Origin of the sequence: Klebsiella planticola (genome assembly GCF_000783935.2) — a bacterium.
In the GTDB taxonomy this organism is placed as follows: domain Bacteria; phylum Pseudomonadota; class Gammaproteobacteria; order Enterobacterales; family Enterobacteriaceae; genus Klebsiella; species Klebsiella planticola.
In genome coordinates this window covers 3374738-3400172 of sequence record NZ_CP026047.1, presented here as the reverse complement: position 1 = coordinate 3400172, position 25435 = coordinate 3374738, and the positions used below count along the sequence as shown (strand labels likewise).

General features: G+C 58.7%; 25 protein-coding genes. 15 read left to right on the top strand and 10 right to left on the bottom strand.

The window, feature by feature from the left end; genetic code table 11:
* Window positions 1–57: 57 nt before the first annotated feature.
* From hutH to hutI, 5 genes are all read right to left on the bottom strand, one after another.
* A complete protein-coding gene (hutH, locus tag MC50_RS16430; protein WP_032688761.1) occupies window positions 58–1590 on the bottom strand; it encodes a histidine ammonia-lyase in 1533 nt (510 codons plus the stop codon).
* A gap of 1 nt (window position 1591) precedes the next feature.
* On the bottom strand, window positions 1592–3277 hold the full coding sequence (gene hutU / locus MC50_RS16425) for a urocanate hydratase (protein WP_032697708.1): 1686 nt from the start codon (window positions 3275–3277) through the stop codon (window positions 1592–1594).
* Window positions 3278–3420: 143 nt separating this feature from the next.
* Complete coding sequence (locus tag MC50_RS16420) at window positions 3421–4146, bottom strand: histidine utilization repressor (RefSeq protein WP_047665481.1); 726 nt, start codon at window positions 4144–4146, stop codon at window positions 3421–3423.
* A 56-nt stretch (window positions 4147–4202) separates the two neighbouring features.
* Window positions 4203–5159, bottom strand: coding sequence for a formimidoylglutamase (gene hutG, locus MC50_RS16415; RefSeq protein WP_032688763.1), 957 nt, complete (start codon window positions 5157–5159; stop codon window positions 4203–4205).
* Window positions 5156–6490, bottom strand: coding sequence for an imidazolonepropionase (gene hutI, locus MC50_RS16410; protein WP_163923333.1), 1335 nt, complete (start codon window positions 6488–6490; stop codon window positions 5156–5158). Before hutI ends, hutG begins: the two co-directional genes overlap by 4 nt.
* Before the next feature lie 250 nt (window positions 6491–6740).
* Between hutI and MC50_RS16405 the strand changes: the two genes are divergently transcribed.
* The 8 genes from MC50_RS16405 (at window position 6741) to MC50_RS16370 (ending at window position 13405) form a co-directional block, all read left to right on the top strand.
* Window positions 6741–8024 (top strand): putative acyl-CoA thioester hydrolase, encoded by a 1284-nt coding sequence (locus MC50_RS16405; RefSeq protein WP_032700545.1) that lies wholly within the window; start codon window positions 6741–6743, stop codon window positions 8022–8024.
* 293 nt (window positions 8025–8317) lie between these two features.
* A complete protein-coding gene (locus MC50_RS16400; RefSeq protein ID WP_032688765.1) occupies window positions 8318–8869 on the top strand; it encodes a tetratricopeptide repeat protein in 552 nt (183 codons plus the stop codon).
* Window positions 8856–9407 (top strand): sigma-70 family RNA polymerase sigma factor, encoded by a 552-nt coding sequence (locus tag MC50_RS16395; RefSeq protein WP_072000017.1) that lies wholly within the window; start codon window positions 8856–8858, stop codon window positions 9405–9407. Before MC50_RS16400 ends, MC50_RS16395 begins: the two co-directional genes overlap by 14 nt.
* On the top strand, window positions 9404–10207 hold the full coding sequence (locus MC50_RS16390; RefSeq protein ID WP_047664409.1) for an anti-sigma factor family protein: 804 nt from the start codon (window positions 9404–9406) through the stop codon (window positions 10205–10207). The genes MC50_RS16395 and MC50_RS16390 overlap by 4 nt, the downstream gene beginning before the upstream one ends.
* 180 nt (window positions 10208–10387) lie before the next feature.
* Window positions 10388–10960 carry a peroxiredoxin gene (locus MC50_RS16385; RefSeq protein WP_032688995.1) on the top strand — a complete coding sequence of 191 codons (573 nt, stop codon included), beginning with the start codon at window positions 10388–10390 and terminating at the stop codon, window positions 10958–10960.
* A gap of 15 nt (window positions 10961–10975) precedes the next feature.
* Entirely contained in the window at window positions 10976–12214 is a 1239-nt protein-coding gene (locus MC50_RS16380; protein WP_047664406.1) for a protein-disulfide reductase DsbD family protein, read from the top strand.
* Between the two features lie 17 nt (window positions 12215–12231).
* The gene (locus tag MC50_RS16375) at window positions 12232–12789 is read left to right on the top strand and encodes a sigma-70 family RNA polymerase sigma factor (protein ID WP_032688769.1); all 558 of its coding nucleotides are present in this window, start codon (window positions 12232–12234) and stop codon (window positions 12787–12789) included.
* Window positions 12776–13405, top strand: a complete 630-nt coding sequence (locus MC50_RS16370; protein WP_032688770.1) for an NrsF family protein — start codon at window positions 12776–12778, stop codon at window positions 13403–13405. The genes MC50_RS16375 and MC50_RS16370 overlap by 14 nt, the downstream gene beginning before the upstream one ends.
* A 127-nt stretch (window positions 13406–13532) precedes the next feature.
* Here the strand turns inward: MC50_RS16370 and pgl are convergent, their stop codons facing one another.
* On the bottom strand, window positions 13533–14528 hold the full coding sequence (pgl, locus tag MC50_RS16365) for a 6-phosphogluconolactonase (RefSeq protein ID WP_047664403.1): 996 nt from the start codon (window positions 14526–14528) through the stop codon (window positions 13533–13535).
* 173 nt (window positions 14529–14701) lie between these two features.
* Between pgl and MC50_RS16360 the strand changes: the two genes are divergently transcribed.
* Window positions 14702–15520 (top strand): pyridoxal phosphatase, encoded by an 819-nt coding sequence (locus MC50_RS16360; protein WP_047664401.1) that lies wholly within the window; start codon window positions 14702–14704, stop codon window positions 15518–15520.
* Here MC50_RS16360 and modC read toward each other — a convergent pair whose 3' ends face one another.
* From modC to MC50_RS16340, 4 genes are all read right to left on the bottom strand, one after another.
* Window positions 15521–16579: a molybdenum ABC transporter ATP-binding protein ModC gene (gene modC, locus MC50_RS16355; protein ID WP_032688774.1), complete on the bottom strand. Its 1059-nt coding sequence runs from the start codon at window positions 16577–16579 to the stop codon at window positions 15521–15523.
* 2 nt (window positions 16580–16581) lie between these two features.
* Window positions 16582–17271 carry a molybdate ABC transporter permease subunit gene (gene modB / locus MC50_RS16350; protein ID WP_032688775.1) on the bottom strand — a complete coding sequence of 230 codons (690 nt, stop codon included), beginning with the start codon at window positions 17269–17271 and terminating at the stop codon, window positions 16582–16584.
* Entirely contained in the window at window positions 17271–18044 is a 774-nt protein-coding gene (gene modA / locus MC50_RS16345) for a molybdate ABC transporter substrate-binding protein (RefSeq protein WP_032688777.1), read from the bottom strand. Before modA ends, modB begins: the two co-directional genes overlap by 1 nt.
* Before the next feature lie 183 nt (window positions 18045–18227).
* Window positions 18228–18377, bottom strand: coding sequence for an AcrZ family multidrug efflux pump-associated protein (locus MC50_RS16340; protein WP_032688779.1), 150 nt, complete (start codon window positions 18375–18377; stop codon window positions 18228–18230).
* Window positions 18378–18530: 153 nt separating this feature from the next.
* On the opposite strand from MC50_RS16340, the gene modE reads away from it, so the two are divergent.
* The 6 genes from modE to galM all read left to right on the top strand — a co-directional run bounded on the left by modE (window position 18531) and on the right by galM (window position 25329).
* Complete coding sequence (gene modE / locus MC50_RS16335; protein WP_032697716.1) at window positions 18531–19319, top strand: molybdenum-dependent transcriptional regulator; 789 nt, start codon at window positions 18531–18533, stop codon at window positions 19317–19319.
* Window positions 19320–19386: 67 nt separating this feature from the next.
* A complete protein-coding gene (modF, locus tag MC50_RS16330) occupies window positions 19387–20862 on the top strand; it encodes a molybdate ABC transporter ATP-binding protein ModF (protein WP_047665478.1) in 1476 nt (491 codons plus the stop codon).
* A 206-nt stretch (window positions 20863–21068) separates the two neighbouring features.
* The gene (gene galE, locus MC50_RS16325; protein WP_032688781.1) at window positions 21069–22085 is read left to right on the top strand and encodes a UDP-glucose 4-epimerase GalE; all 1017 of its coding nucleotides are present in this window, start codon (window positions 21069–21071) and stop codon (window positions 22083–22085) included.
* 9 nt (window positions 22086–22094) lie between these two features.
* The gene (galT, locus tag MC50_RS16320) at window positions 22095–23141 is read left to right on the top strand and encodes a galactose-1-phosphate uridylyltransferase (RefSeq protein WP_032688782.1); all 1047 of its coding nucleotides are present in this window, start codon (window positions 22095–22097) and stop codon (window positions 23139–23141) included.
* 2 nt (window positions 23142–23143) lie between these two features.
* Window positions 23144–24292, top strand: a complete 1149-nt coding sequence (gene galK, locus MC50_RS16315) for a galactokinase (RefSeq protein ID WP_004859713.1) — start codon at window positions 23144–23146, stop codon at window positions 24290–24292.
* On the top strand, window positions 24286–25329 hold the full coding sequence (galM, locus tag MC50_RS16310) for a galactose-1-epimerase (RefSeq protein ID WP_047664397.1): 1044 nt from the start codon (window positions 24286–24288) through the stop codon (window positions 25327–25329). Before galK ends, galM begins: the two co-directional genes overlap by 7 nt.
* The last annotated feature ends 106 nt before the right edge of the window (window positions 25330–25435 follow it).

Below are 25435 nucleotides of genomic sequence, written 5' to 3'. Positions count from 1 at the left end.
TGTAGGACGGCCGGGGGGAGGTTATCCCCCCGACACGGGTACAGAAAACAACGAGGGTCAGATCTGACCAGGCAAGACGGCAGGGAGCAGTCGCGTCAGATGGCGCGCTGCCAGAAGCTCAATAGCGTTATCGATATCCGGGGCAAAGAAGCGATCCTGGGTGTAATGCGAAACCCGCTCGCGCAGCAGATGACGCGCCTCTTCCAGCAGCGGACTGCTGGCCAGCCCTTCGCGCATATCCAGCCCCTGGACGGCGGCCAGCCACTCCACGGCCAGTACGCCGCGGGTGTTTTCCGCCATCGCCCACAGACGACGACCGGCAGCCGGCGCCATTGAGACGTGATCCTCCTGGTTTGCCGACGTCGGCAGGCTGTCAACGCTGTGCGGGTGCGCCAGCGCTTTGTTCTCGCTGGCTAACGCCGCCGCGGTCACCTGCGCAATCATGAAGCCGGAGTTGACGCCGCCGTTTTTCACGAGGAAAGGCGGCAGCTGCGACATATGACTGTCCATCATCAGCGCAATACGACGCTCGGACAGCGAACCGATTTCGGCAATCGCCAGCGCAATATTATCCGCCGCCATCGCCACCGGTTCGGCGTGGAAGTTACCGCCGGAAATCACCTCGTTCTCGGCGGCGAAGACCAGCGGGTTATCCGACACCGCATTGGCCTCAATCAGCAGGACCTCAGCGGCCTGGCGAATCTGGGTCAGACAGGCGCCCATCACCTGCGGCTGACAGCGCAGAGAGTACGGGTCCTGCACTTTGCTACAGTTGTGATGCGACTGCGAAATCTCGCTGCTGTCGGTCAGCACATGACGGTACAGCGCCGCAGCGTCAATCTGCCCGCGCTGGCCGCGCGCTTCGTGAATACGCGAATCAAACGGACGACGCGATCCCAGCGCGGCTTCAGTGGTAAGCGCGCCGCATACCACCGCGGAAGCAAACAGATCTTCCGCGTCAAACAGGCCGCGCAGCGCAAACGCCGTCGATGCCTGCGTGCCGTTCAGCAGCGCCAGCCCCTCTTTCGCCGCCAGGGTAATCGGCTCGAGGCCGACTTTTTTCAACGCCTGCAGCGCCGGCATCCATTCGCCGTCAACGCGGGCTTTGCCCTCACCCAGCAACGTCAGGGACATGTGCGCCAGCGGCGCCAGATCACCGGATGCGCCGACGGAACCTTTGGCCGGGATCCACGGCGTGACGCCTTTATTCACCAGTTGAATCAGCGCCTGAATGACGCTCAGACGAATCCCGGAGAAGCCGCGGGAAAGGCTGTTAATCTTCAGCACCATGATCAGACGCGCCATGGCATCATCCAGCGGCTCACCAATACCCGCCGCATGAGACAGCACCAGAGAACGCTGCAGGTTTTCCAGATCGTCCGTAGAGATGCGCGTTGACGCCAGCAGGCCAAAACCGGTGTTAATGCCGTAGGCGGTGCGTCCTTCGGCCAGAATGGCGTTAACGCAGGCGACGCTCTCGTTAATGGCGGCAAAAGCCTGCTCGTCGAGAGTGATGGTCAGCGGCTGTTGGAACACCTCGCGTAGCTGCGCCAGACTCAGCTGACCTGGAATCAGAGTTAAGTTTTTCATCTCAGCGTTGCCCCTGCGTTGCTGCCACCATAGGAAGATTCAGTCCTTGTTCCGCCGCGCACTCAATCGCGATGTCGTAACCCGCATCGGCGTGACGCATCACCCCGGTCGCCGGATCGTTATGCAGCACGCGGGCTATACGCGCGGCCGCTTCGTCGGTACCGTCACAGACGATAACCATCCCGGAGTGCTGCGAGAAGCCCATCCCGACGCCGCCGCCGTGATGCAGCGACACCCAGGTCGCGCCGCTGGCGGTATTCAGCAAGGCGTTCAGCAGCGGCCAGTCGGACACCGCATCGGAGCCGTCACGCATGGATTCCGTTTCGCGATTCGGGCTGGCGACCGAGCCAGAATCAAGGTGGTCACGACCAATGACGATCGGCGCAGACACTTCACCGCTGCGGACCATTTCGTTAAAGGCCAGCCCCAGCTTCTGGCGCCACTCCAGCCCTACCCAGCAAATACGCGCCGGCAGCCCCTGGAAGCTAATGCGCTCACGCGCCATATCCAGCCAGTGGTGCAGGTGCTTATCATCTTTGATGATCTCTTTCACTTTGGCGTCGGTTTTGTAGATATCCTGCGGATCGCCGGAGAGGGCCACCCAGCGGAACGGACCGATGCCTCGGCAGAACAGCGGACGAATATAGGCCGGGACAAAACCCGGGAAGTCGAATGCGTTGTCGACGCCCATCTCCTGCGCCATCTGGCGGATATTGTTGCCGTAGTCGAAGGTCGGTACGCCCATTTCGTTGAAGGCCAGCATCGCCTGAACATGGTCGGCCATCGAACGCTTGGCCGCCAGAATCGTCCCCTGCGGGTCAGATTCGGCTTTCGCCTGGTACTCTTCCCAGCTCCAGCCTTTCGGTAGATAGCCATGCAGCGGATCGTGGGCGCTGGTCTGGTCGGTGACCATATCCGGGCGCACGCCGCGTTTCACCATCTCCGGCACGATATCGGCGGCATTGCCGCACAGAGCGATAGAGATAGCCCGGCCTTCCGCAGTGTATTTCTTGATCCGCGCCAGCGCGTCGTCCAGCGAGGTGGCCTGCTCGTCAACGTAGCGGGTACGCAGACGAAAATCGATCCGGCTCTGCTGACATTCGATGTTCAGCGAGCAGGCGCCTGCCAGCGTCGCCGCCAGCGGCTGTGCCCCGCCCATACCGCCCAGACCGGCGGTTAACACCCAGCGCCCCTTCAGGCTGCCCTGATAGTGCTGACGTCCGGCTTCGACGAACGTTTCGTAGGTACCCTGCACGATGCCCTGGCTACCGATATAGATCCAGCTGCCCGCGGTCATCTGGCCGTACATCGCCAGACCTTTTGCGTCCAGCTCGTTGAAATGTTCCCAGGTCGCCCAGTGCGGGACCAGGTTGGAGTTGGCAATCAGTACGCGCGGTGAATTTTCGTGGGTTTTAAATACGCCGACCGGTTTACCGGACTGCACCAGCAGCGTCTCGTCGCTTTCCAGGTTTTTCAGCGCCTTCACGATAGCGTCATAGCATTCCCAGTTACGCGCCGCGCGTCCAATCCCGCCGTAGACCACCAGCTCATGTGGGTTCTCGGCAACATCGGGATCGAGGTTGTTCATTAACATACGCAGCGGGGCTTCGGTCAACCAGCTCTTGGCATTCAACGTCGTGCCTCGCGGTGCACGTACGTCTTGCTGGCGATATTTGCTTTGCGACATCGGGGTTTCTCCTGACAATTAACGTTGTTTACGTAGATACATATACTTGTCTATACAACTCTACGCAAGCCAGGATTTAACAGAAATGATACAATTTTGTTATATTGCGTCAGCAATCACGCTTTTGCCGACGCAAGCGATCGTCAGGACGTGAAGTGGCCCTGCAGCCGGTAGCGGCTACCCGGGAACAGAAGACGGGCGTGGGAAACAATATGCGTGGTAGACCAGGTACGGCGCCGGATTAGCAGGCAAGGATCCTGGGCATGGATATGCAGCAGTTCGCACTCTTTGGCGCTGGCCTGTACCGCTTCGACGATATGCTCGCCTTCGGTTAACGGCGCAATCAGCGACAGATAATCATGCGGCGTGGTGACGGTATAGTCCTGATGTAAATACGCCGGCACCACCGCCGCATTGACGCAGCGGTCTTCGATCTGTACCGGAATGTCGTTTTCGAAATGCACCATCAGAGAGTGAAAAATCCGCGTCCCTTCAGCGACATTCAGCGCTGCCGACTGAATAAGATCGGCTTCGGTCTCTTCCAGCAGCAGCACCTCGCAGCGGTGCTGATGGCGACGGGAGATAATCTCGTCGGCGATGCTACGCACTTCGAACAGCGCCGACTGCCCTTTCGGCTCCGCCACAAAGGTACCGACGCCCTGCAAACGTACCAGTAAACCTTCATCCGTGAGTTCACGCAGCGCCCGATTGATGGTCATGCGACTGAAACCAAACTGGGCTACCAGTTCCGCCTCGGAAGGAATGCGGTCGTGGGGACGCCAGACGCCGCGCTGAATCTTTTCGCTGATCGCCTGCTTCACCTTTTCATAAAACGGGGCAGGCGCGGTTCGAGGTTGCTGTGAAAACATAGCCTGTCTTTCCTTATACGCAATGGGCGGCGAAACGGTCAGAATATACTGAATCGTCAGCGCCACCAATGGGCGATTTGCCATGCCAGTCGGGCCGCCGCACGGGCCCCCTGACTGTCAATGTCAAACCGTGGATTAAACTCCACCAGATCCACCGCCTGCAGTTTTCCGCTGCGGCATAATGGTTCAACGATGCGCAACAGGGTCGCCAGCGTAATGCCCAGCGCGGCAGGCGCCGAGACCGCCGGCATTTCGCGCGCCGGCAGCACATCCAGGTCGATGGTCAAATAGAGCCTGTCATAGAGGGCAATATGACGCGCGATTTCCGGCGCAACGCGTAATTCAAAGGCGTCCAGCACCTCCAGATCTTCGATAACCCGCACCTGACGACGCGCGGCCTCATCCCACAGCGCCAGGGTGTTCGCCGCACGGCTGGCGCCGATACAGGTATAGTGAAAGCCGCGCTGCTGCGCGTCGCACTCCAACGCCAGCTGGCGGAACGGCGTACCGGAGCTGGCCTGGTCAGCTATCCGCAAATCCAGGTGCGCATCGAGGTTAATGATCCCGACCTTTTCACCGGGGAAAGCATCGAGCACACCCGCGCCATGACCGAATGCCGTCTCATGCCCGCCGCCGAGAACCAGCGTGCGTTTGCCTGCGCGCTGGCAGGCTGCCACCGCTTCGCGCAGCGCCTGCTGGGCTGCCTCCAGCCCTTCACCGGCGACGCTGATGGTGCCCATATCGACACAGCGCTCGTGACCGCTGTGGCTGGCCATGTTCGCCAGCGCCCGACGTAGGGTTTCCGGCCCCTTTTCGGCCCCGGTGCGTCCGCGGTTGCGGCGAACGCCTTCATCGCAGGCGAACCCCAGCAGCGCAATATCCCCCGGCAGCGCCTGTGGCGCAAAGCGTTCGGCCCGCACGATAGTCTGAAACAGGCGCAGCGCATTGGCGGCTTCCGCGCTGTCGTCACGCCCTTGCCAGATGTCGGCGGGGGTCGGTTGCCACAATGTCATTGCATTTCTCCTCGCACCACGCGATGCCAGAGCGGACTACGCCCCGGTTCATAGACCATTTCAACCGGATGTTCCGCATCCCAGATAGCAAAATCGGCAACAAACCCCGCCGCCAGCTGGCCGTGGCTATTCTGGCGTCCCAGCGCCTGCGCGGCATGACGCGTCACGCCCGCCCACGCCTCCTCCGGGGTCAAGCCAAACTTGACGCAGGCCATGTTCATCGCCAGATGCAGGCTGGCAAAGGGGCTGGTGCCCGGATTGTAATCCGTCGCCACCGCCATCGGCACCTGATACTGACGCAGCAGCCCGACCGGCGGTTTGCGGGTTTCATTGAGGAAATAGAACGCGCCGGGCAGCAGCACCGCCACCGTCGCGCTGCGGCTCATCGCCGCAACCCCCTCTTCCGTTAAATATTCGATATGATCGGCCGAGAGCCCCTGATAACGGCTCACCAGCTGCGCGCCTCCCAGCGAAGAGAGCTGTTCAACGTGTCCTCTGACCGGAATACCGCGGGCCTGCGCGGCCTGGAATACGCGCTCAGTCTGCTGCGGACTGAAGCCGACGTTTTCGCAGAAAACATCGACGCTTTCAAACAGCCCCTCTTCCCACAGCGTCGGCAGCAGGGTTTCACACACCAGCGTAATATAGGCATCCGGGCGGTCTTTATATTCCGGCGGCGTGGCGTGAGCGGAGAGCAGCGTCGGCGACAGCTCGACCGCATTGTTCTGCGCAAGCTGGCGCGCCACGCGCAGCATTTTGCGTTCGTTTTCCAGATCCAGCCCGTAGCCGGATTTAATTTCCAGCGTAGTCACTCCCTCGCGAAGCAGACGGTCCAGTCGCTGCTGGGCCAGCGCTAACAACTGCGCTTCGCTGCTTTCACGGGTGGCGCGCACCGTGGAGTTAATGCCGCCGCCGTTGGCGCTGATCGTCTGGTAGGAGACGCCGTTCAGACGCTGCTCCCACTCCTGCGCCCGGCTGCCGCCGAAGACCAGATGGGTGTGGCAATCAATCAGTCCCGGCGTCAGCAGCCTGCCGCCAAGGTCAATGCTCCGCCCGGCAGGGGCATCGTTTTCAGGCACAATGGCTTCAATCCGGCCATTGCGCACCAGCAGCGCATGACCCTCCCGCAGGCCATAAGGTTGCGAATCATCAGGGTTCAGAGTGGCGAGGCGGGCATTTCGCCAGATAACGCGATCGGAGGTGGCTTCAGTCATACCAGTCAACTTGTCATGGGTTGTATAGACATTTATTTTCATTCCACGCGGAATGTCAATAAAAGCAGAGGTAATTGTTATTTTTTTGTGACCGGACGCGAGCGACGCTGCGGCCATCTGACCTGTTCAGGCGAACTTTTTCACGCAGCGTCTTCCCGTTTCGCTCAACTTAGTATAAAAAGCAGGTTTTAAAGGACGTTATACGCGTAATTCATACCTTGCCGGCCTGACGCCGCTTGCATGTTTTTTGTATAATGCCCTGCCCAAATCATTCGGGTTGCTTTGCGGCGGAAATCAACAAATACGCCAACAGAGAGGCAGCCTGAAGAATGACAGGTCTTGTTAATTGATTCTTGCCCGGAGCAACATGAACACATTCTCAGTTTCCCGCCTGACGCTGGCACTGGCTTTTGGCGTGACGTTATCCGCCTGTAGCTCAACCCCTGCCGATCAACAGCCCTCGACGCAGACTGCGCCGGGCACCGCCTCTCGCCCTGTGTTAACCGCTGATGAAGCGAAAAACTTCACTCCGGCAAGCTATTTCCAGTCCCTGGATCCAAACGCCGCGGCGTGGACCCCGGCGGCCATCAGCATACCGTCTCAGCCTGACTTCGTCGTCGGCCCGGCGGGCGCTCAGGGCGTAACCCATACCACCATTCAGGCTGCGGTTGATGCGGCTATCGCCCGCCACTCCGATCGTCGTCAGTTTATTGCGATTATGCCGGGTGAATATACGGGTACCGTTTATGTCCCTGCGGCACCCGGTGCGCTGACGCTGTACGGTACCGGCGAGAAGCCGCTGGATGTGAAAATCAGCCAGGCCATTGACTCGGAGATGGACGTGAACACCTGGCGCCACCTGGTCAACCCGGCCGGCAAATATATGCCAGGTAAACCGGCGTGGTATATGTTTGACAGCTGCCAGAGCAAACGCGCCGCCACCGTCGGGGTGATGTGTTCAGCGGTATTCTGGTCGCAGAACAATGGCCTGCAGCTGCAAAACCTGACCATCGCCAACAACCTCGGCGACAGCGTGGATGCCGGGACTCACCAGGCCGTTGCGCTGCGCAGCGATGGCGACCAGGTCCAGATTAACAACGTCAACATTCTGGGTCGCCAGAACACCTTCTTCGTCACCAACAGCGGCGTGCAGAACCGTCTGCAAAACGATCGCCAGACCCGTACTCTGGTGAGCAACAGCTACATTGAAGGCGATGTTGATATCGTTTCCGGCCGCGGTGCCGTGGTGTTTGATAACACCGATTTCCGCGTCGTAAATTCACGCACCCAGAAAGAAGCCTACGTCTTTGCACCGGCAACGCTGAAAAGCGTCACCTACGGCTTCCTGGCCGTGAACAGCCGCTTTACCGCCTCCGGCGACGGCGTGGCGCAACTGGGACGCTCTCTTGATGTCGACAGCGCCACCAGTGGCCAGGTGGTGATCCGCGACAGCGCCATCAATGAAGGCTTCAACGTGGCGAAACCGTGGGCCGACGCGGCAATTTCCAACCGCGCGTTCAGCGGCAACACCGGCGCCGCGGATGCGAAAGGCGTGCCGCAGCGTAATCTCAACGACAGCAGCTTCAACCGCATGTGGGAATACAATAACCGCGGCGTGGGCAGCGTGGTTGTCGCAGAGCCGAAGCAGTAAATCTTCGCGAGGGGGAGCGCGTCTCCCCCCCTTTTTCCTCTCTTTTCCCCCTCTTTTTCTTAGCGCCGTGTTCTTTCGCGACTTTCTCTTCTGCTTTTTTCCTCCGCTGCGCCCCCTCAATTGATCGCTACCGCAGCCGCTTCTCTTGCGCGTGCAAAAAATAGCGTTTTCTGGCGAATAAATATCTGCGCTGATGCGTTTACTCTCTGTAACAACACAACGGCCTTCCGGCACGCTTCCCCGCGAAAGGGATACCGCCGGGTTACCCGCATCGTTGCCCCTGGAGACGAAAAATGAACACTCTTATCTCATCGATTGTGCCGGCTTCACGCCGCTTAATGGTCCCGGCACTGCTATGTTTGTTATATGCATCGCCGTCATTCGCCATGGGCGATAACAGCACCCAGAGCAAAACGCCGGACTGCCCCAGCGGACAGGTGTATGACAGCGTCAGCAAACGGTGCGTCCCGGATAAAACCAGCAGTCTTAGCGACCAGGATAAAACCAACTACGCCTATCATCTGGCGAAAAAAGGGGAATATCAGGCGGCGCTGAACCTGCTGGATTCGCTGAAAAACGGTAATACCGCCGAAGCCTGGAACTATCGCGGCTATGCCACCCGTAAGCTCGGACGTACGGATGAAGGGATTGGCTATTATCAGCGCGCGCTGGCGCTTGAGCCCAACTACGCCAAAGCGCGTGAGTATCTTGGCGAAGCGTGGATGGTAAAAGGCCGCCGGGATTTGGCGCAGGAACAGCTCAAAGTGATTTCCGGGATTTGCGGTCAAAGCTGCGAGGAGTATCGCGATTTGCAGGCCGCCATTAACGGACATCCGGAATCCTGAAGCTCATCGCGAGGGTAAAAAAATTACTACCAGCGACGTTCGCTCACAGCTTGCCGCACATCTGGCCCGTCTTTGGCGCTACGGGCTAATTCTGTCGCACAATCGCGATATTGCCGAAGAGCTGGTTCAGTCAACCTGTGTTCGCGCGCTCGAACGGAGCGCGCAGTTTACGCCGGGCACCCGTATCGACCGGTGGCTGTTCACTATTCTCCACTCCATCTGGATTTCCGAGCTGCGGGCGCGTCACGTCCGAAGGGGGCAAGGCTTCGTCGAAAACGACCCGCAGCTCGCCACAGACGATCGCGAAATGAATGAGGATCATCGCCAGTATCAGCAACTTATGCGTCAGGTCAGCGCCCTGCCGGAAGCCCAGCGCAACGCGGTGTTTTTAGTGTATGTTGAAGGTTTTACCTATCAAGAGGCGGCAGACACGCTATCGGTCCCCATCGGTACGGTGATGAGCCGGCTGGCGGCGGCGCGATCGACGCTGGCAAAAGCCCCCGCTACCGCCGCTGCAGCCAGGGAGAAACGCTTGTGAAATCATCCTTTTTTACTCCCCCCTATGGCGATGAGGCCATTATTGCCTGGCTGGATGGCGAAATGAGCGCTCCCGACGCCCTCCGCTTTGAAGCCGCCTTCAAAGAGGATCGGCAGCTGGCCGCACGCACCGCCGAACTGAAGAGCATCGCGCAGAATTATCAGCAGGCGTTTGCCCCGCTGCTGGAGCAGGCTCCCGTCGCGCGCATGCGGAGCCGGCTTGATGCCCATCTGGCAGCAATGCCCGCGCCGATGAGCTCTGCACCTCTCCCGGCCTTTAGTCGCCGCGCCATGATTGCCGCCTCGCTCACTTTTTTACTCATCGGCAGCGGCTTAGGCTATCTGGCCCGTCCCGATGCCGGTGAACCTGATGAGAGCGAAAACATTCGCGATCTTGAAGCCCGTTACATGTCGCTCTACAGCGCGGAAACCCTGCTCGATATGGACAGTTCACCGGCGATATTACAGCGCGGCCTGGCGCGTACCGCCGAGGATATCGGTTTAGCGCTCAAGCCGCAGCAGCTCGCGCTACCGGGCGCCGAGCTAAAAATGGTGCGTATTCTGCGCTATGAGCGCACCACCATTGCGCAGATCGCCTGGATTCACGCGGCGTATGGGCCGATGGCGCTGTGCATCTCTCCGGACAGCCCGCAAAACGATACCAGGATAGCCGCGGAACGGCGACACGGCATGAATCTCGCCTGGTGGCGCGCTAACGGGTATCAGTTTGTGCTGATTGGTCGCAATCCTGGCGCGCAATTGCACGATAACGCCCGCCAGTTGCAGGACTTACTGTCATAGCCAACGTCGCCGTTCGGGGCGATGACCAGCGATCGCCGGCGATGTTTCGCTGAGAATTGCCGCCGGCCATCGCATCCGGCCGCTAAATATTTTTCACCCGGCGAAACTTTCTTTCTCACTCCGGCGAACTGTATAGCAGAGTCACCTGACCAGAACGCCCTGACATCGCTGGAGCTAATAATGAAACTGATGAAAAACCTTGCTCGTTCTTTGACCCTGACCGTCGCGCTTGGCCTGTCCGCCACCGCGTTTAACGCCGGCGCGGCGCTGCCCGTCGGCGCGAAAGCCCCTGCTTTCGAACTGCAGGGCGCCTTAGCCGGTAAACCGATCGCCTTCTCCCTGCAGCAGGCTTTGCAAAAGGGGCCGGTGGTGCTCTATTTCTTCCCGGCGGCATTTACCGCTGGCTGCACCATTGAGGCCCACGACTTCGCCGAAGCCAGCGATGAATTTAACAAAATGGGTGCCACCGTCATCGGCGTCACCGCCGGTAACACCGATCAGGTTAGCGATTTCTCTAAACTGGAGTGCCGCGATAAGTTCGCCGTCGCCGCGGATCCGGGGGCCAAAGTGGCCGCGCAGTATCAAACGCTGATGGAGATGAAGGGCAAGACCGTTTCCGACCGGACTTCATTTGTCATTGCGCCGGACAACACGATTCTGCTCAGCTACACCGATCGAAATCCGGATGCTCATATTGAGAAAACCCTGGCCGCCGTCAAGCAGTACGACGCCGCCCACCCGCAAACCCACTAAACAAAGAGGCCAGCGATGCTCACCGCCATGCTGGCCGCCTTTATTGGCGGCATCATACTCAACTTTATGCCCTGCGTTTTTCCGGTTATCTCCCTGAAAGCGCTCGGGCTTCTGCGCCATGCGGATAACGCCGTGGGCGCTCGTCGCGAAGGGCTGGCTTTTTTACTTGGTGTGATGGTCACCATGATGCTGCTGGCCGCCGTTCTGCTGGCCGCCCGCGCCGGCGGCGTCGCCGTCGGCTGGGGGTTCCAGCTGCAATCGCCGCTGGTGATTGCCCTGCTTTCGCTGGTGATGCTCGCCGCCGCGCTGAACCTGCTGGGGGTGTTTGAGGTCGGGCTATCGGCGCAGCGCGTCGGCGCTCTGGATATTGGCCGCGGCGCCTTTGTACGCTCGGCGATGACCGGGGCGCTGGCGATCGTCGTTGCAACCCCGTGCGCGGCGCCGTTTATGGCCAGTGCGATTGGCTATGCGCTGGTGCAGCCGCCGGCCACCGCGCTGGCCGTGTTTTTTGCCCTCGCGCTCGGTTTTTCCGCGCCATTCACCCTCGTTTCGCTGTTTCCGGCGCTGGCTTCTCTCCTCCCCCGGCCTGGCAGGTGGATGGATATGCTTAAACGTGCGCTGGCCTTTCCGATGTTCGGCGCTTACTCCTGGCTGGTATGGGTACTGGCGCAGCAGGCCGGTAGCAGCGCGCTGGCGACGCTACTGGCGGTCTCGGTGGTGCTGGGCTTTGCTGCCTGGCTCTATGGTATAGCCCAGCAGCGCCGCTTTCAGGGCAAAGGGTACAGGAGCCTGTTCGCCGTCACCGGGGTGCTCGCCGTCGCGGTTATTGCTCCGCTGGCCGGTCTGATTCAGGCCGATTCCGTGCCGCCCGGCGCACAGACTGTCGCGACCGCCGGGAGCGCTGCGGAAAAATGGACACCGCAGGCCGTCGAGGCGCAGCGCGGCCACGGCAAAGCGATCTTTGTTAACTTCACCGCCTCCTGGTGTATCACTTGCCAGGTTAACGAAAAGACATCGCTTTCAACCCAGGCCGTAAAAGACGCGCTGGCAAAAACCGGGACGCTGTATATGGTGGCAGACTCGACTAAATTTAATCCGGATGTCGATGATGCGCTGAATCAGTTTGGCCAGGGCGGTCTGCCGCTGTACGTGGTCTATCCTGCCGATGGCGGGCCGCCAAAAGTACTGCCGCAGCTCCTGACGCCGGGCATCGTCGTGAACGCGCTGAACCAGGCCACCGGCAAAAAAGCATAAACGCAACAAGGCGGATTATGGAAATAAACGATAGCGCGCGCGAAAGCTGGCCCGCGCTAATGGCGCAGGCGCAGGCGGGCGATCGGCTCGCCTACACCCGGCTGTTAAAAGCGCTGGTCCCGGTCATTCGTTCGCAGATACGTAAGCGAATCGCCGACGACGCGTTAGTCGAAGATGTCATTCAGGATGTGCTGCTGACGGTGCATCGGGTACGCCATACCTACGATCCGACCTACCCTTTTTTGCCCTGGCTGATGGCGATTATCTCGGCGCGGGCCGTTGATGCGTTGCGCCGTCGCGGCCGCTATCAGCAGTGGGAGATCCCCGAAGAGACGTTGCCGGAAGCGGCAACGTTAGCGGATCCGCAAAAACGGGATAGCCGGGAGGAGCTGGCAGGCTATTTGCGCCAGCTCCCCTCCCGCCAACGAGCCATTGTGGAGCATGTCCATCTACGCGAAATGAGCCTGACGGAAGCCGCTGCACATAATAATCTGAGTGTCGCCGCAGTGAAATCGCTGCTGCATCGGGCGCTGAAAAACCTGCGCCGTTTTGGAGCTCATCATGACGAATCATGACCTGTTAATAGACAAGCTGGGGCGCGACATGCGGCCGGTGAAACGCCTGCCATCGACCGGCAGGCGGGTTCTGAGCTGGCTGGCAGCGGCTCTGCCGTGCGCGGCGGCCGCCAGTTTCCTTGTGCAACGCAGCCCGACCGACTGGTCACAGCCTGGCGCCTCTCTGGCGGTGGTGCAGCTGCTGCTGGCTTTTGTGCTCGGCGCGCTGGCGATTCGTAGCGCCTTCACGATGAGTATTGCCGGTCGGCGTTCTCTCAGCTGGAAAGCCCTGCTGCCGATTGGGCTGATGTGGCTGGGGCTGAGTATCAGCAGCATTCCCTATCCGGCGCTGCGGGTGCCGGAGAGCGACAGCACGCCCTGCTTTACCTTTTTGCTGGTGGTCAGCACGCCAATGATGGTACTGATGATTGCCAGCCTGCGCCGCACCCGAACGCTGCATCCGGTGCGCAGCCTGGGGATGGCAGGACTGGGCATTGCCAGCATGGCGGTCAGTCTGCTGGCGTTTTGCCATCCGGTACATCTGCACGCGATAGATTTTGTCATGCATCTGGCGGCGATAGTCACGATCGTGGCGCTGACGGTGTTGGTTGGCAGACGCTGGGTGGCGCTGGATTAACGGGCGTTCTCCGCTACCGATCGGGACGGGGCATCCGTCAGGTTGATGGCTCTTTGTTTGCCAGCGCCTCAGGCTGCGCTAACCGATAAAAAAAACCTCGCCGCAGCGAGGTTTTTTTCTCAGCAACTTAGTAAGCGTTAACCACCACCCACATTGGCCCCTGACCGACGGCGTAGCGCCCTTTCTCGGTCAGCAGCCCCTGCTCACCGGCGATCTCATAGACCGCAATATGGTGTGATTTCTGCCCCGCAGCGATCAGATATTTACCGCTGTGATCGAGATTGAAACCGCGCGGCTGCGCCTCCGTCGGCTGATACCCTTCAATCGACAGCACGCTGCCATCTTCGGATACGCTGAAAATGGTGATAAGGCTGGCGGTGCGGTCACAGGCGTACAGATGACGGCCATCCGGCGTCAGATGAATATCCGCCCCCCAACGTACGCCGGTAAAATCGGCAGGCATCATATCCAGCGTCTGGACGCACTCAATTTTGCCATGCGGATCTTTCAGCGCCCAGACGTCAACGGAGCTGTTCAGTTCATTCACGCAGTAGCCGTATTGTTGATTCGGATGGAACACCATGTGACGCGGACCGGCCCCTTCAACGGTGGTCACTTCCGCCGGTTCTTGCGCGGCGAGGAATCCATCATCGCTGAGGGTAAACAGGCAAATACGATCCTGTTTCAGCGCCGGGACCCACAGGGTGCGGTTGTCGGGAGAAATATTGGCCGAGTGGCACCCTTCCAGTCCTTCCACAACGGCCACCGTTTCACCCGGCAGGCCATCGATCAGCGGAGTCACGCTCACACAGCCGGCGTTATAGGACGCGCTGAAGACAAAACGGCCCTGATGGTCGGTCGAAATATGCGTCGGGCTGCCCGGCAGCGCCGCTTCGCCGGCGAAAGTCAGCGCGCCGTTATCGGGCGCAATGCGGTAAGCCAGGACGCGAAACTCCGGACGTACGCCAACGTAGAGATACTCTTTATTCGGGCTCACCACCATCGGCTGAACCTGACCCGGGGCATCCACAACCTGAACAAGCTTCAGGTTACCCTCAAGATCGAGACTCCAGACATGAATCTGCTGGCTTTCCGGGCTGGCGGTATAAACGGTTTGTTTCATGACTGCTCCTTTCCTCACTGCACAGGGAAAACGTATACATTTCATTCATCAAGCTGCTGAGCTGATGCAATGTATAGACTCTTTTAACGGTAGATGCTGAAAAATTTGCCCCGCTGGCATAGCGGTGTACCATCATGTCAGGCAATTTTTTCATCATTAACCGGAAACAACACATGACATCACGCGTGATTGCACTGGATTTAGACGGCACCCTGCTCACCTCCAACAAAACTATCCTGCCCGCCTCGCTGGAAGCCCTGGCCCGCGCCAGAGCGGCTGGGGTCCAGGTGATCGTCGTCACTGGCCGACATCACGTCGCTATCCATCCTTTTTATCAGGCACTGGCTCTGGATACACCTGCAATTTGTTGTAATGGCACTTATTTGTATGATTATCAGGCAAAAAAGGTTCTGCAGTCCGATCCGATGCCGGTTGATAAAGCGTTGAGCCTGACCGATATGCTCGCCGCGCACGATATTCACGGTCTGATGTATGTTGACGACGCCATGCTCTATGAACGCCCGACCGGGCACGTTATCCGTACTAGCCGCTGGGCACAGTCGCTGCCCGTCGAGCAGCGTCCGGTGTTCACCCAGGTCGATTCGCTGGCGCAGGCCGCCCGCGACGTCCAGTCGGTGTGGAAGTTTGCCCTCACCGATGAAGATATTCCTAAGCTGCAGCAGTTTGCCCTTGATGTGGGCCAGACGCTGGGACTGGAGTGCGAATGGTCGTGGCACGATCAGGTCGATATCGCCCGCGCGGGCAACAGCAAAGGCAAGCGCCTGACGCAATGGGTGGAAGCACAGGGCCTGTCCATGCAGGACGTGGTGGCCTTTGGCGATAACTATAATGACCTCAGCATGCTGGAAGCCGCCGGAACCGGCGTGGCGATGGGCAATGCGGTTGAGGAAGTCAAAGCGCGCGCCAACGTGGTCATTGGCGAAAACGAAAGCAACAGTATTGCCGACTTCATCAACCGCAACCTGCTGTAATCAGGCGGCAATCGATACGCTTTTAATCTGCGCATACAGCCATTGACCTGGCGTGATCCCCAGGTCATCTCTGGCCCACGGGCTGATGCGCGCCCACAGCGTGCGGCCGCTGACGTTCAGCTGCACTTCAATCTGTCCGTGTGTTTCAAGACACTGCACCACCTGGGCCGGCAAAACATTGCGAATACTGGTCTGCTGCGGCGGCTCAAGCACCAGCGATACGTCAGAGGCCTGGATGCGAATTCGCGTCGCCTCGCCGACTGGCCGGTCGAGATAGTTCACCCAGATCTGCTGCTCGCCCAGCGCCAGCGCGGTCATGGCATAACGGGGATGCTGTGCGGCGACCGACACGTTGAGTATTGTGCTCTGCTGATCCGGCGGCAGCCACGGATGCATCACGCTGCTGCTCCATACCTCCTCCAGGCAGCCAAAGGCTTTGACGCTCCCCTCCTCCAGCACCAGCACCTTATCCGCCAGATGTTGAATCTCATCAAGTGAGTGGCTGACGTAGAGCATCGGAATATGTATTTCGCGCGCCAGCCGCTGCAGATACGGCAGAAGCTCACGTTTACGAGGAATATCCAGCGAGGCCAGCGGTTCATCAAGCAGCAAAAGTTCAGGCGCGGTGAGCAGCGCTCTGCCAATCGCCACACGCTGCTTTTCTCCACCGGACAGGCCGCCCGGCAGGCGATCCAGCAGCGGTTCAATACCGAGCAACGCCACCAGCTTATCAAACTGCCCCGCCATACTTTTCGCCATGCCGTACTTCAGATTGCCGCGTACCTTATAGTGCGGAAACAGGCGCGCGTCCTGAAATACATAGCCCACCCGCCGCTTTTCCGGGGCCAGGCAGATGCGTTTTTCCGTGTCATTTAAGACCCTGCCGTTGAGCACAATGCGCCCTTTCTGCGGCCGGGTCAGGCCGCTGATCGCATTAATCAGGGAGGTTTTTCCCGCGCCGGAGACGCCAAAAACGGCGGTGATGCCGCTGGCAGGCAGCGTTTCATTGATACTCAGGCAGTGGTTGCCCAGCGTCTGGGTAAAATGGAGTTCAAGCATTGTTATTTCCCTGTCCGCACGCGGCTAAGGCGCGCCAGCCATTCAGAAATCAGCAGCGAAACCAGCGCCAGCACGATGGAAATCAAACATAAGCGCGCGGCAGCCCCTTCGCCGCCAGGGGTTTGAATCAGGGTATACATCGCCGAAGGAATAGTGCGCGTCTCCCCCGGGATATTGGAGACAAAGGTAATGGTGGCGCCAAACTCCCCTAGTGAACGGGCGAAGGCCAGAACGGTACCGACGATAATGCCCGGCAGCGTCAGCGGCAGCGTTATCGTAAAAAACACCCGCCAACGGCCAGCCCCCAGGGTTCGCGCCGCCTGTTCCAGCTTCACGTCCACCCCTTCCAGCGCCAGACGAATGGCCCGCACCATCAGCGGAAAGGACATGACCGCCGCCGCCAGCACCGCCCCGCGCCAGCTGAAGGCAAAGGTCAAACCGAACCAGTCATATAGCCAGCTGCCGATAAAACCACGCCGCCCCATGGCAATCAACAGCAGGTACCCCACCACCACCGGCGGCAGTACCAGCGGCAGGTGAATAATACTGTCGAGCAGCGCCTTTCCGGGGAAATTGCGCCGCACCAGCAGCCATGAGATAAAAATCCCAAAAGGTAAGCTTAACACCACCGCCAGGGATGAGACTTTCAGGCTCAGCAGTACCGCCTGCCATTCGGGATCGCTTAAAATCATTAGCGGGTGGTAAATCCGTATTGTTTGAAGATGGCGGCCGCCTGCGGTCCTTTCAGGTAGTCATAAAATCCGGTGACGGTGGCATTTTTATGCCCGTCGACGATAGCCAGCGGGTATTCAACTTTCTTGTGCGAATCTTCCGGGAACGTCCCGACCACCTTCACACCTTTGCTCGCCACCGCATCGGAACCGTAGACGATACCCAGCGGGGCTTCGTTACGTTCAACCAGCGCCAGCGCTCCGCGCACGTCTTCAGCCGGTGCCAGTTTCGGCGCCAGCGTCTCCCAGGCCCCCAGTTTTTGCAGCGCTTCTTTCGCGTAGATCCCTGCCGGTACATGCTCCGGGTCGCCAACGGCCAGGCGGCCGCCTTTCAGCAGGCTGGTCCAGTCGGTTTTGTTGTTAATCGCAATGTCGCCCTGCGCGCTGGCTTTAGGCGCGACAACGACCAGGCTGTTGCCAAGCAGCGTTGCGCGCGAGGCGGTATCAATCGCTTTTTTCTCGACCGCGTAATCCATCCATTTCTGGTCGGCAGAGATAAACAGGTCCGCAGGCGCGCCCGCTTCGATTTGCCGTGCCAGCGTTGATGAAGAGGCAAACGAGGAGACCACATCGACGTTTTTCTCTTTCTTATAGGCCTTCGCAATATCCTGCATCGCATTCGTTAACGACGCCGCGGCAAACACCGTAATCTTCCCTTCTTCTGCCAGCGCGTGACCCGCGACGGAAAGTGTTAGCGTCGCTCCGGCAAACAAGCGTAACCATTGACGTGCCATCTGAAACTCCTGTAGTTGCGTTATGTATATGACAATATAACGATAAGGTCAGGGTTTTCCCAGCGCGAATTGGTGGTAGGTAGAGGAGGATCAAAAGAGAGAGGAAAAGAGGGTGGAAAAGTGAAAAAGAAAGAGGAAATGAAAGAGGAAATGAAAACGCCCGGAAAGCCGGGCGTTGAGAAATCAGTTGTTCTGCTGGCCGCGATCTTTGTGACCTACGCCGGAGAAGATGTTAAACACTTCGCCCAGACCGTAAATCAGACCGAGGATGATGGCCATCACCACCGGGACCATGACAACGGCAAAAACCAGACTTTTCAATAGCTCTAACATGGTTGGCTCCAGAAAGTACGAATGCTTTATTGTAACCGCTTCAGCTGGAAAAACACGCCCCATTTGTGCGGTGGCTGGCCGATAACGGCGACAGATGCATCTTGCAAGATGACCGCTATCGGTCACAATACTCTTTTTTGCCAGGATATCATTATGCAGGCTGAAATTCTTCTGACCCTCAAGCTACAGCAGCGCCTGTTCGCCGATCCTCGTCGTATTGCCCTGTTAAAACAGATCGATTCCACCGGTTCGATTAGCCAGGGGGCAAAAAACGCGGGTATTAGCTATAAAAGCGCATGGGACGCCATCAATGAGATGAACCAGCTCAGCGAACAGACGCTGGTGGACAGGGCTACCGGCGGTAAAGGCGGCGGCGGCGCCGTACTGACCCGCTACGGTCAGCGGCTGATCCAGCTGTACGATCTGCTGGCGCAAATTCAGCAAAAAGCCTTCGATGTGCTGAGCGACGACGATGCCCTGCCTCTCGACAGCCTGCTGGCCGCTATTTCGCGTTTCTCGCTGCAGACCAGCGCACGTAACCAGTGGTTTGGCACCATCACCGGTCGCGACCACCAGCAGGTACAGCAGCATGTCGAGGTGTTGCTTGCCGATCGCCAGACCCGCTTAAAAGTCGCTATCACCGCGCAGAGCGCAGAGCGCCTTGGCCTGGATGAGGGCCAGGAAGTGCTGGTACTACTGAAGGCCCCCTGGGTGGGGATGACTCAGGATCCGGCGGTTGCCAAAGAGGCCGATAACCAACTCGCCGGGCGAATCAGCCATATCGAATACGGCCCGGAGCAGTGTGAAGTGCTGATGGCGCTGCCTGACGGCCAGAGTTTGTGCGCGACCCTCCCGCTGGAACAGACCCGAAAACTGGCAGAAGGTGCTGAGGCGATAGCATATTTTAATGCTGATCGAATCATTCTCGCCACGTTATGCTGACGGCATTGACATTGCGCGCGTGACGTCGTATCCCTGTGGCAAATCGCTGCAAAAAGTGGGATACACAATGTCATCATTGCAAATTTCGCAAGGCACGTTTCGCCTGAGCGACACAAAAACGTTAAAAATCGAGGACCTCACCGTTGGCGCTGGCGAAAGCTGGGCCTTCGTCGGCAGCAACGGCAGCGGGAAGTCGGCGCTGGCTCGCGCGCTGTCCGGCGAGCTTACCCTGCTGTCCGGCCAGTATGAAAACCGCTTTTCCCGGGTAACCCGCCTCTCCTTCGAACAGTTGCAGAAGCTGGTCAGCGATGAATGGCAACGAAACAATACGGACCTACTTAGCCCAGGCGAAGAGGACACCGGCCGCACGACGGAAGAGATTATCCAGGAAGAGTCCAAAGATGCCGCTCGCTGTGCGCGCCTGGCAGAATTGTTCGGTATTACGTCTCTGCTCCAGCGCCGCTTTAAATATCTATCCACCGGAGAAACGCGTAAAACGCTGCTCTGTCAGGCGCTGATGACGCAGCCGGAGCTGTTGATTCTTGACGAGCCTTTTGATGGCCTGGACGTCGCTTCCCGTCAGCAGCTTGCCGGGCTGCTGGAGAGACTGCACCTCGAAGGGCTCACGCTGGTACTGGTACTCAACCGCTTCGACGAAATCCCGTCGTTTGTCCAGTTTGCCGGCGTGCTGGCCGACTGTACCCTGAGCGAAACCGGAGAAAAGCAGGCGCTGCTGCAACAGGCGCTGATTGCTCAACTGGCGCACAGCGAAAAACTGGCTGGCATGAGCTTACCGGAACCGGATGCCCCCGCCGCCCGCCATGCTCTCGAAGCCGGGGCCCCGCGCATCATCCTGCGTGAGGGCGTGGTGTCATACAACGACCGGCCGATCATCGAGCACCTGAGCTGGACCGTTAACCCCGGTGAACACTGGCAGATAGTCGGTCCCAACGGCGCCGGAAAATCGACCCTGCTTAGCCTGGTCACCGGCGATCATCCGCAGGGTTATAGTAACGATCTTACCCTGTTTGGCCGCCGTCGCGGCAGCGGTGAAACCATCTGGGATATCAAAAAGCATATTGGCTACGTCAGCAGTAGCCTGCACCTTGAATACCGCGTCAGCACCACGGTACGCAACGTGATTCTGTCGGGCTATTTCGACTCTATCGGCATTTATCAGGCCGTTTCTGATAAGCAACGCCATCTGGTGCAGAACTGGCTGGATATTCTGGGAATCGACAAGCGTACCGCCGATGCGCCGTTCCACAGTCTCTCCTGGGGACAACAACGGCTGGCGCTGATCGTCCGGGCGCTGGTGAAGCATCCGACGCTGCTGATTCTTGACGAGCCCCTGCAGGGACTGGATCCGCTTAACCGTCAGCTGGTGCGGCGCTTCGTGGATGTTTTGATTAGCGAAGGCGCCACTCAGCTGCTGTTTGTCTCCCATCACGCCGAAGATGCGCCGGACTGCATTACCCATCGTCTGGAGTTTGTGCGCAGTGGAGACGGTTACACTTATCAGGTCGGTCCACTCACGGACTGAGCCAAAACAGGGGGCCACGCCCCCCTGTTTTTTTTCAGAGAAATAACCAGAAAGACCATCAACAATCTGTTTTTAAACATAAAAATGGAAAAATATCGCATTATGTCTTTTAGTGTAAGCGATTCCACCAATTTGGCCTGTGTCACACTTTACACTTCTTTGATATGCTATCTTCATCACACACGATAAGCCTATTGGAGCGAATCATGAAAGTACTGGTTACAGGTGGTAGCGGTTACATTGGAAGTCATACCTGCGTTCAACTGCTGCTGCAGGGACATGAAGTGATTATTCTCGACAATCTCTGCAACAGTAAGCGCAGCGTATTGCCGGTCATTGAACGTCTCGGCGGGAAAACGGCCACCTTTGTTGAAGGCGATATTCGTAATGAAGCGCTGATGACGGAAATTCTGCACGATCACGCTATTGAGGCGGTGATCCACTTTGCCGGCCTGAAAGCCGTCGGCGAATCCGTCGCCAGGCCGCTGGAATACTACGACAATAACGTCACCGGTACACTTAAATTAGTTTCCGCCATGCGCGCCGCTGGCGTGAAGAACTTTATTTTTAGCTCCTCCGCGACCGTCTACGGCGATCAGCCGAAGATCCCTTATGTCGAAAGCTTCCCGACCGGCACGCCGCAGAGCCCGTATGGCAAAAGCAAGCTGATGGTCGAGCAAATCCTGACCGACCTGCAAAAAGCCCAGCCGGACTGGAGCATTGCGCTGCTGCGTTACTTCAACCCGGTCGGCGCGCATCCATCAGGCGACATGGGCGAAGATCCGCAGGGTATCCCGAACAACCTGATGCCTTATATCGCGCAGGTGGCCGTGGGTCGTCGCGAATCGCTGGCCGTTTTCGGCAATGATTATCCGACCCCTGACGGTACCGGCGTACGCGACTATATCCACGTCATGGACCTCGCCGATGGCCACGTTGCGGCGATGGAAAAACTGGCGGGCCGCGAAGGCGTACACATTTATAACCTCGGCGCAGGCGTCGGCAGCAGCGTCCTCGACGTGATCAATGCCTTCAGTAAAGCCTGCGGCAAACCTGTTAATTACCACTTCGCGCCGCGCCGCGATGGCGACCTCCCGGCCTACTGGGCGGATGCCGAAAAGGCCGACCGCGAGCTGAACTGGCGCGTTACGCGCGACCTTGACGAGATGGCGCAGGACACCTGGCACTGGCAGTCCCGTCATCCGCAGGGTTACCCAGACTAAGGAACCGTCATGACCGTATTTAACCCCGTCGACCATCCGCATCGTCGTTATAACCCGTTAACCGGGCAATGGATTCTGGTATCACCGCATCGCGCCAAGCGCCCCTGGCAAGGGGCACAGGAAACGCCGGCAAAATCAACCTTGCCGGCGCACGATGCGGATTGTTTTCTGTGTCCGGGTAACACCCGCGTCACCGGCGACACGAACCCGAACTACACCGGTACCTACGTGTTTACCAATGACTTTGCGGCATTGATGACCGACACCCCCGATGCCCCGAATAGCGACGATCCGCTGATGCGCTGTCAAAGCGCGCGCGGCACCAGCCGGGTCATCTGCTTCTCGCCGGATCACAGCAAAACGCTGCCTGAGCTGAGCGTTGAAGCGCTGGAAGGCGTGGTTAATACGTGGCAGGAACAGACGGCGGAGCTGGGCCAAACGTATCCGTGGGTGCAGGTGTTTGAGAATAAAGGCGCGGCGATGGGCTGCTCCAACCCGCACCCGCACGGCCAGGTCTGGGCCAACAGCTTCCTGCCGAATGAGGCGGAACGCGAAGATCGTTTGCAAAAAGAGTATTTCGCCGCTGAGGGTTCGCCGATGCTGGTGGATTACGTTCAGCGCGAATTAGCCGACGGTAGCCGGACGGTCGTCGAGACTGAACATTGGCTGGCCGTCGTACCTTACTGGGCGGCCTGGCCTTTTGAGACGCTGCTGCTGCCGAAAGCACACATTCAGCGCCTTACCGATTTAACCGCAGCCCAGCGTAGCGACCTTGCGCTGGCGCTGAAAAAGCTGACCAGCCGTTACGACAACCTGTTCCAGTGCTCATTCCCTTATTCCATGGGCTGGCACGGGGCACCGTTTAATAACCACGAGAATAATCACTGGCAGCTACACGCTCACTTTTATCCGCCGCTGCTGCGCTCGGCGACGGTGCGTAAATTTATGGTCGGCTACGAAATGCTGGCTGAAACTCAGCGCGATTTGACGGCCGAACAAGCCGCCGAACGCCTGCGGGCAGTGAGCGACGTCCATTTTCGCGAATCCGGAGAATAACAATGAGTCTGAAAGAGAAAACCCAAACCCTGTTTGCTGAAAAGTTCGGCTACCCTGCCACCCACGTTATTCAGGCACCGGGCCGCGTCAATCTGATCGGCGAACACACCGACTATAACGACGGCTTCGTGCTGCCCTGCGCAATTGATTATCAGACGGTGATCAGCTGCGCGCCGCGCACGGACCGTATTGTCCGGGTGATTGCCGCCGATTATGACAATCAGAGCGACGAGTTCTCCCTTGATAAGCCGATTGTCAGCCACGAGACCCAGCAGTGGTCAAACTACGTTCGCGGCGTGGTGAAACACCTGCAGAAGCGCAATAACCATTTTGGCGGCGCCGATCTGGTGATCAGCGGTAACGTACCGCAGGGGGCGGGTTTAAGCTCTTCCGCTTCGCTGGAAGTGGCCGTCGGAACCGTGTTCCAGCAGCTGTACCATCTGCCGCTGGACGGGGCGCAAATTGCCCTTAATGGCCAGGAAGCGGAGAACCAGTTCGTCGGCTGTAACTGCGGCATCATGGACCAGCTTATCTCAGCGCTGGGTAAGAAAGATCACGCGCTGCTGCTTGACTGCCGCACATTAGGAACCAAGGCCGTCTCCATGCCAAAAGGCGTCGCGGTGGTGATCATCAACAGTAATTTTAAACGTACTCTGGTCGGCAGCGAATACAACACCCGTCGCGAACAGTGCGAGACCGGCGCACGTTTCTTCCAGCAGCCTGCGCTGCGCGATGTCAAAATCGCCGAGTTCAATGCCGTTGCCCATGAGCTGGATCCGGTGGTTGCGAAACGCGTCCGCCATGTCCTGACCGAAAATGCGCGTACCCTCGAAGCCGCCACCGCGCTGGAAAAAGGCGACCTGAAGCGTATGGGTGAACTGATGGCGGAATCCCATGCCTCTATGCGCGATGATTTTGAAATTACCGTTCCGCAAATTGACACGCTGGTGGAGATCGTCAAAGCCACCATCGGCGATAAAGGCGGCGTACGCATGACCGGCGGCGGATTTGGCGGCTGCGTCGTGGCGCTGGTGCCGGAAGAGTGCGTAGATACCGTTAAGCAAGCCGTCGCGCAGCAGTATGAAGCGAAAACCGGCATTAAAGAGACCTTCTACGTTTGCAAACCGTCACAGGGGGCCGGCCAGTGCTAAACCAAACGACAGACCTGGCGCCGGACGGCCAGCCGTGGAACCTGATCACCCTGCGGAATAATGCCGGGATGGTGGTTACGCTGATGGACTGGGGCGCGACGTTATTATCTGCTCAGGTCCCGCTGGCCAACGGCGAAGTACGCGAAGCGCTGCTCGGTTGCGCGGCGCCGGAAAACTATACCCGTCAGGCGGCCTATCTCGGCGCCTCCGTAGGCCGCTATGCCAACCGTATCGCCAACAGCCGGTTTACTCTGGATGGCCAGACGGTCCAACTGACCCCTTCTAACGAAGCCGGTCATCAGCTGCACGGCGGGCCAGACGGTTTCGACAAACGTCGCTGGCAGATAGTTAGCGCCGACGAACATCAGGCGCTGTTTGCCCTCGCTTCCGATGACGGCGACCAGGGGTTTCCCGGCAACCTGAAAGCCACGGCGCACTACCGTCTTACTGAAGATAACCGCATCGCTATCGAGTATCGTGCGACGGTTGACAGGCCCTGTCCGGTCAACCTGACCAACCACGTCTACTTCAACCTTGACGGTGGGCAGACGGACGTCCGCAACCACCAGCTGCAAATTTTCGCCGACAGCTACCTGCCGGTGGAGAGCGACGGTATTCCGGGCGGCGATTTACAGGACGTCACCCGGACCAGCTTCGATTTCCGCACGCCGAAAACCGTAGCGGTCGATTTTCTTCGCGATGCCGATCAGCAGAAAGTAAAAGGGTATGATCATGCTTTCCTGCTACAGGCAAAAGGCGATGCCCGCAAGGCGGCGGCCCATGTCTGGTCTCAGGATGGTCAACTGCAGATGGCGGTGTATACCTCCGCCCCTGCCCTGCAGTTTTATTCTGGTAACTACCTGGGCGGTACACCGTCGCGTACGGAACAGCCGTACGCCGACTGGCAGGGTCTGGCGCTGGAGAGTGAATTTCTGCCGGACTCACCAAATCACCCGGAATGGCCCCAGCCCGACTGCATATTGCGCCCGGGCGAGGAGTACGTCAGTCTGACGGAATATCAGTTTATTGCCCGATAAGCCCCCGGCCCTCCTGACGGAGGGCTTTTTTTCGTCATTTTGCTGCAAATTACGCCACTTACAGACAAAAATATAACCGCCGATTTACAAGCATCTTACACTGAGC

Coding starts and splice junctions, on each gene's coding strand:
- hutH (WP_032688761.1), bottom strand. CDS start 1,590: ATGAAAAACTTAACTCTGATTCCAGGTCAGCTGAGTCTGGCGCAGCTA.
- hutU (WP_032697708.1), bottom strand. CDS start 3,277: ATGTCGCAAAGCAAATATCGCCAGCAAGACGTACGTGCACCGCGAGGC.
- MC50_RS16420 (WP_047665481.1), bottom strand. CDS start 4,146: ATGTTTTCACAGCAACCTCGAACCGCGCCTGCCCCGTTTTATGAAAAG.
- hutG (WP_032688763.1), bottom strand. CDS start 5,159: ATGACATTGTGGCAACCGACCCCCGCCGACATCTGGCAAGGGCGTGAC.
- hutI (WP_163923333.1), bottom strand. CDS start 6,490: ATGGCCGCAGCGTCGCTCGCGTCCGGTCACAAAAAAATAACAATTACC.
- MC50_RS16405 (WP_032700545.1), top strand. CDS start 6,741: ATGAACACATTCTCAGTTTCCCGCCTGACGCTGGCACTGGCTTTTGGC.
- MC50_RS16400 (WP_032688765.1), top strand. CDS start 8,318: ATGAACACTCTTATCTCATCGATTGTGCCGGCTTCACGCCGCTTAATG.
- MC50_RS16385 (WP_032688995.1), top strand. CDS start 10,388: ATGAAACTGATGAAAAACCTTGCTCGTTCTTTGACCCTGACCGTCGCG.
- MC50_RS16380 (WP_047664406.1), top strand. CDS start 10,976: ATGCTCACCGCCATGCTGGCCGCCTTTATTGGCGGCATCATACTCAAC.
- MC50_RS16375 (WP_032688769.1), top strand. CDS start 12,232: ATGGAAATAAACGATAGCGCGCGCGAAAGCTGGCCCGCGCTAATGGCG.
- MC50_RS16370 (WP_032688770.1), top strand. CDS start 12,776: ATGACGAATCATGACCTGTTAATAGACAAGCTGGGGCGCGACATGCGG.
- pgl (WP_047664403.1), bottom strand. CDS start 14,528: ATGAAACAAACCGTTTATACCGCCAGCCCGGAAAGCCAGCAGATTCAT.
- MC50_RS16360 (WP_047664401.1), top strand. CDS start 14,702: ATGACATCACGCGTGATTGCACTGGATTTAGACGGCACCCTGCTCACC.
- modC (WP_032688774.1), bottom strand. CDS start 16,579: ATGCTTGAACTCCATTTTACCCAGACGCTGGGCAACCACTGCCTGAGT.
- modB (WP_032688775.1), bottom strand. CDS start 17,271: ATGATTTTAAGCGATCCCGAATGGCAGGCGGTACTGCTGAGCCTGAAA.
- modA (WP_032688777.1), bottom strand. CDS start 18,044: ATGGCACGTCAATGGTTACGCTTGTTTGCCGGAGCGACGCTAACACTT.
- MC50_RS16340 (WP_032688779.1), bottom strand. CDS start 18,377: ATGTTAGAGCTATTGAAAAGTCTGGTTTTTGCCGTTGTCATGGTCCCG.
- modE (WP_032697716.1), top strand. CDS start 18,531: ATGCAGGCTGAAATTCTTCTGACCCTCAAGCTACAGCAGCGCCTGTTC.
- modF (WP_047665478.1), top strand. CDS start 19,387: ATGTCATCATTGCAAATTTCGCAAGGCACGTTTCGCCTGAGCGACACA.
- galE (WP_032688781.1), top strand. CDS start 21,069: ATGAAAGTACTGGTTACAGGTGGTAGCGGTTACATTGGAAGTCATACC.
- galT (WP_032688782.1), top strand. CDS start 22,095: ATGACCGTATTTAACCCCGTCGACCATCCGCATCGTCGTTATAACCCG.
- galK (WP_004859713.1), top strand. CDS start 23,144: ATGAGTCTGAAAGAGAAAACCCAAACCCTGTTTGCTGAAAAGTTCGGC.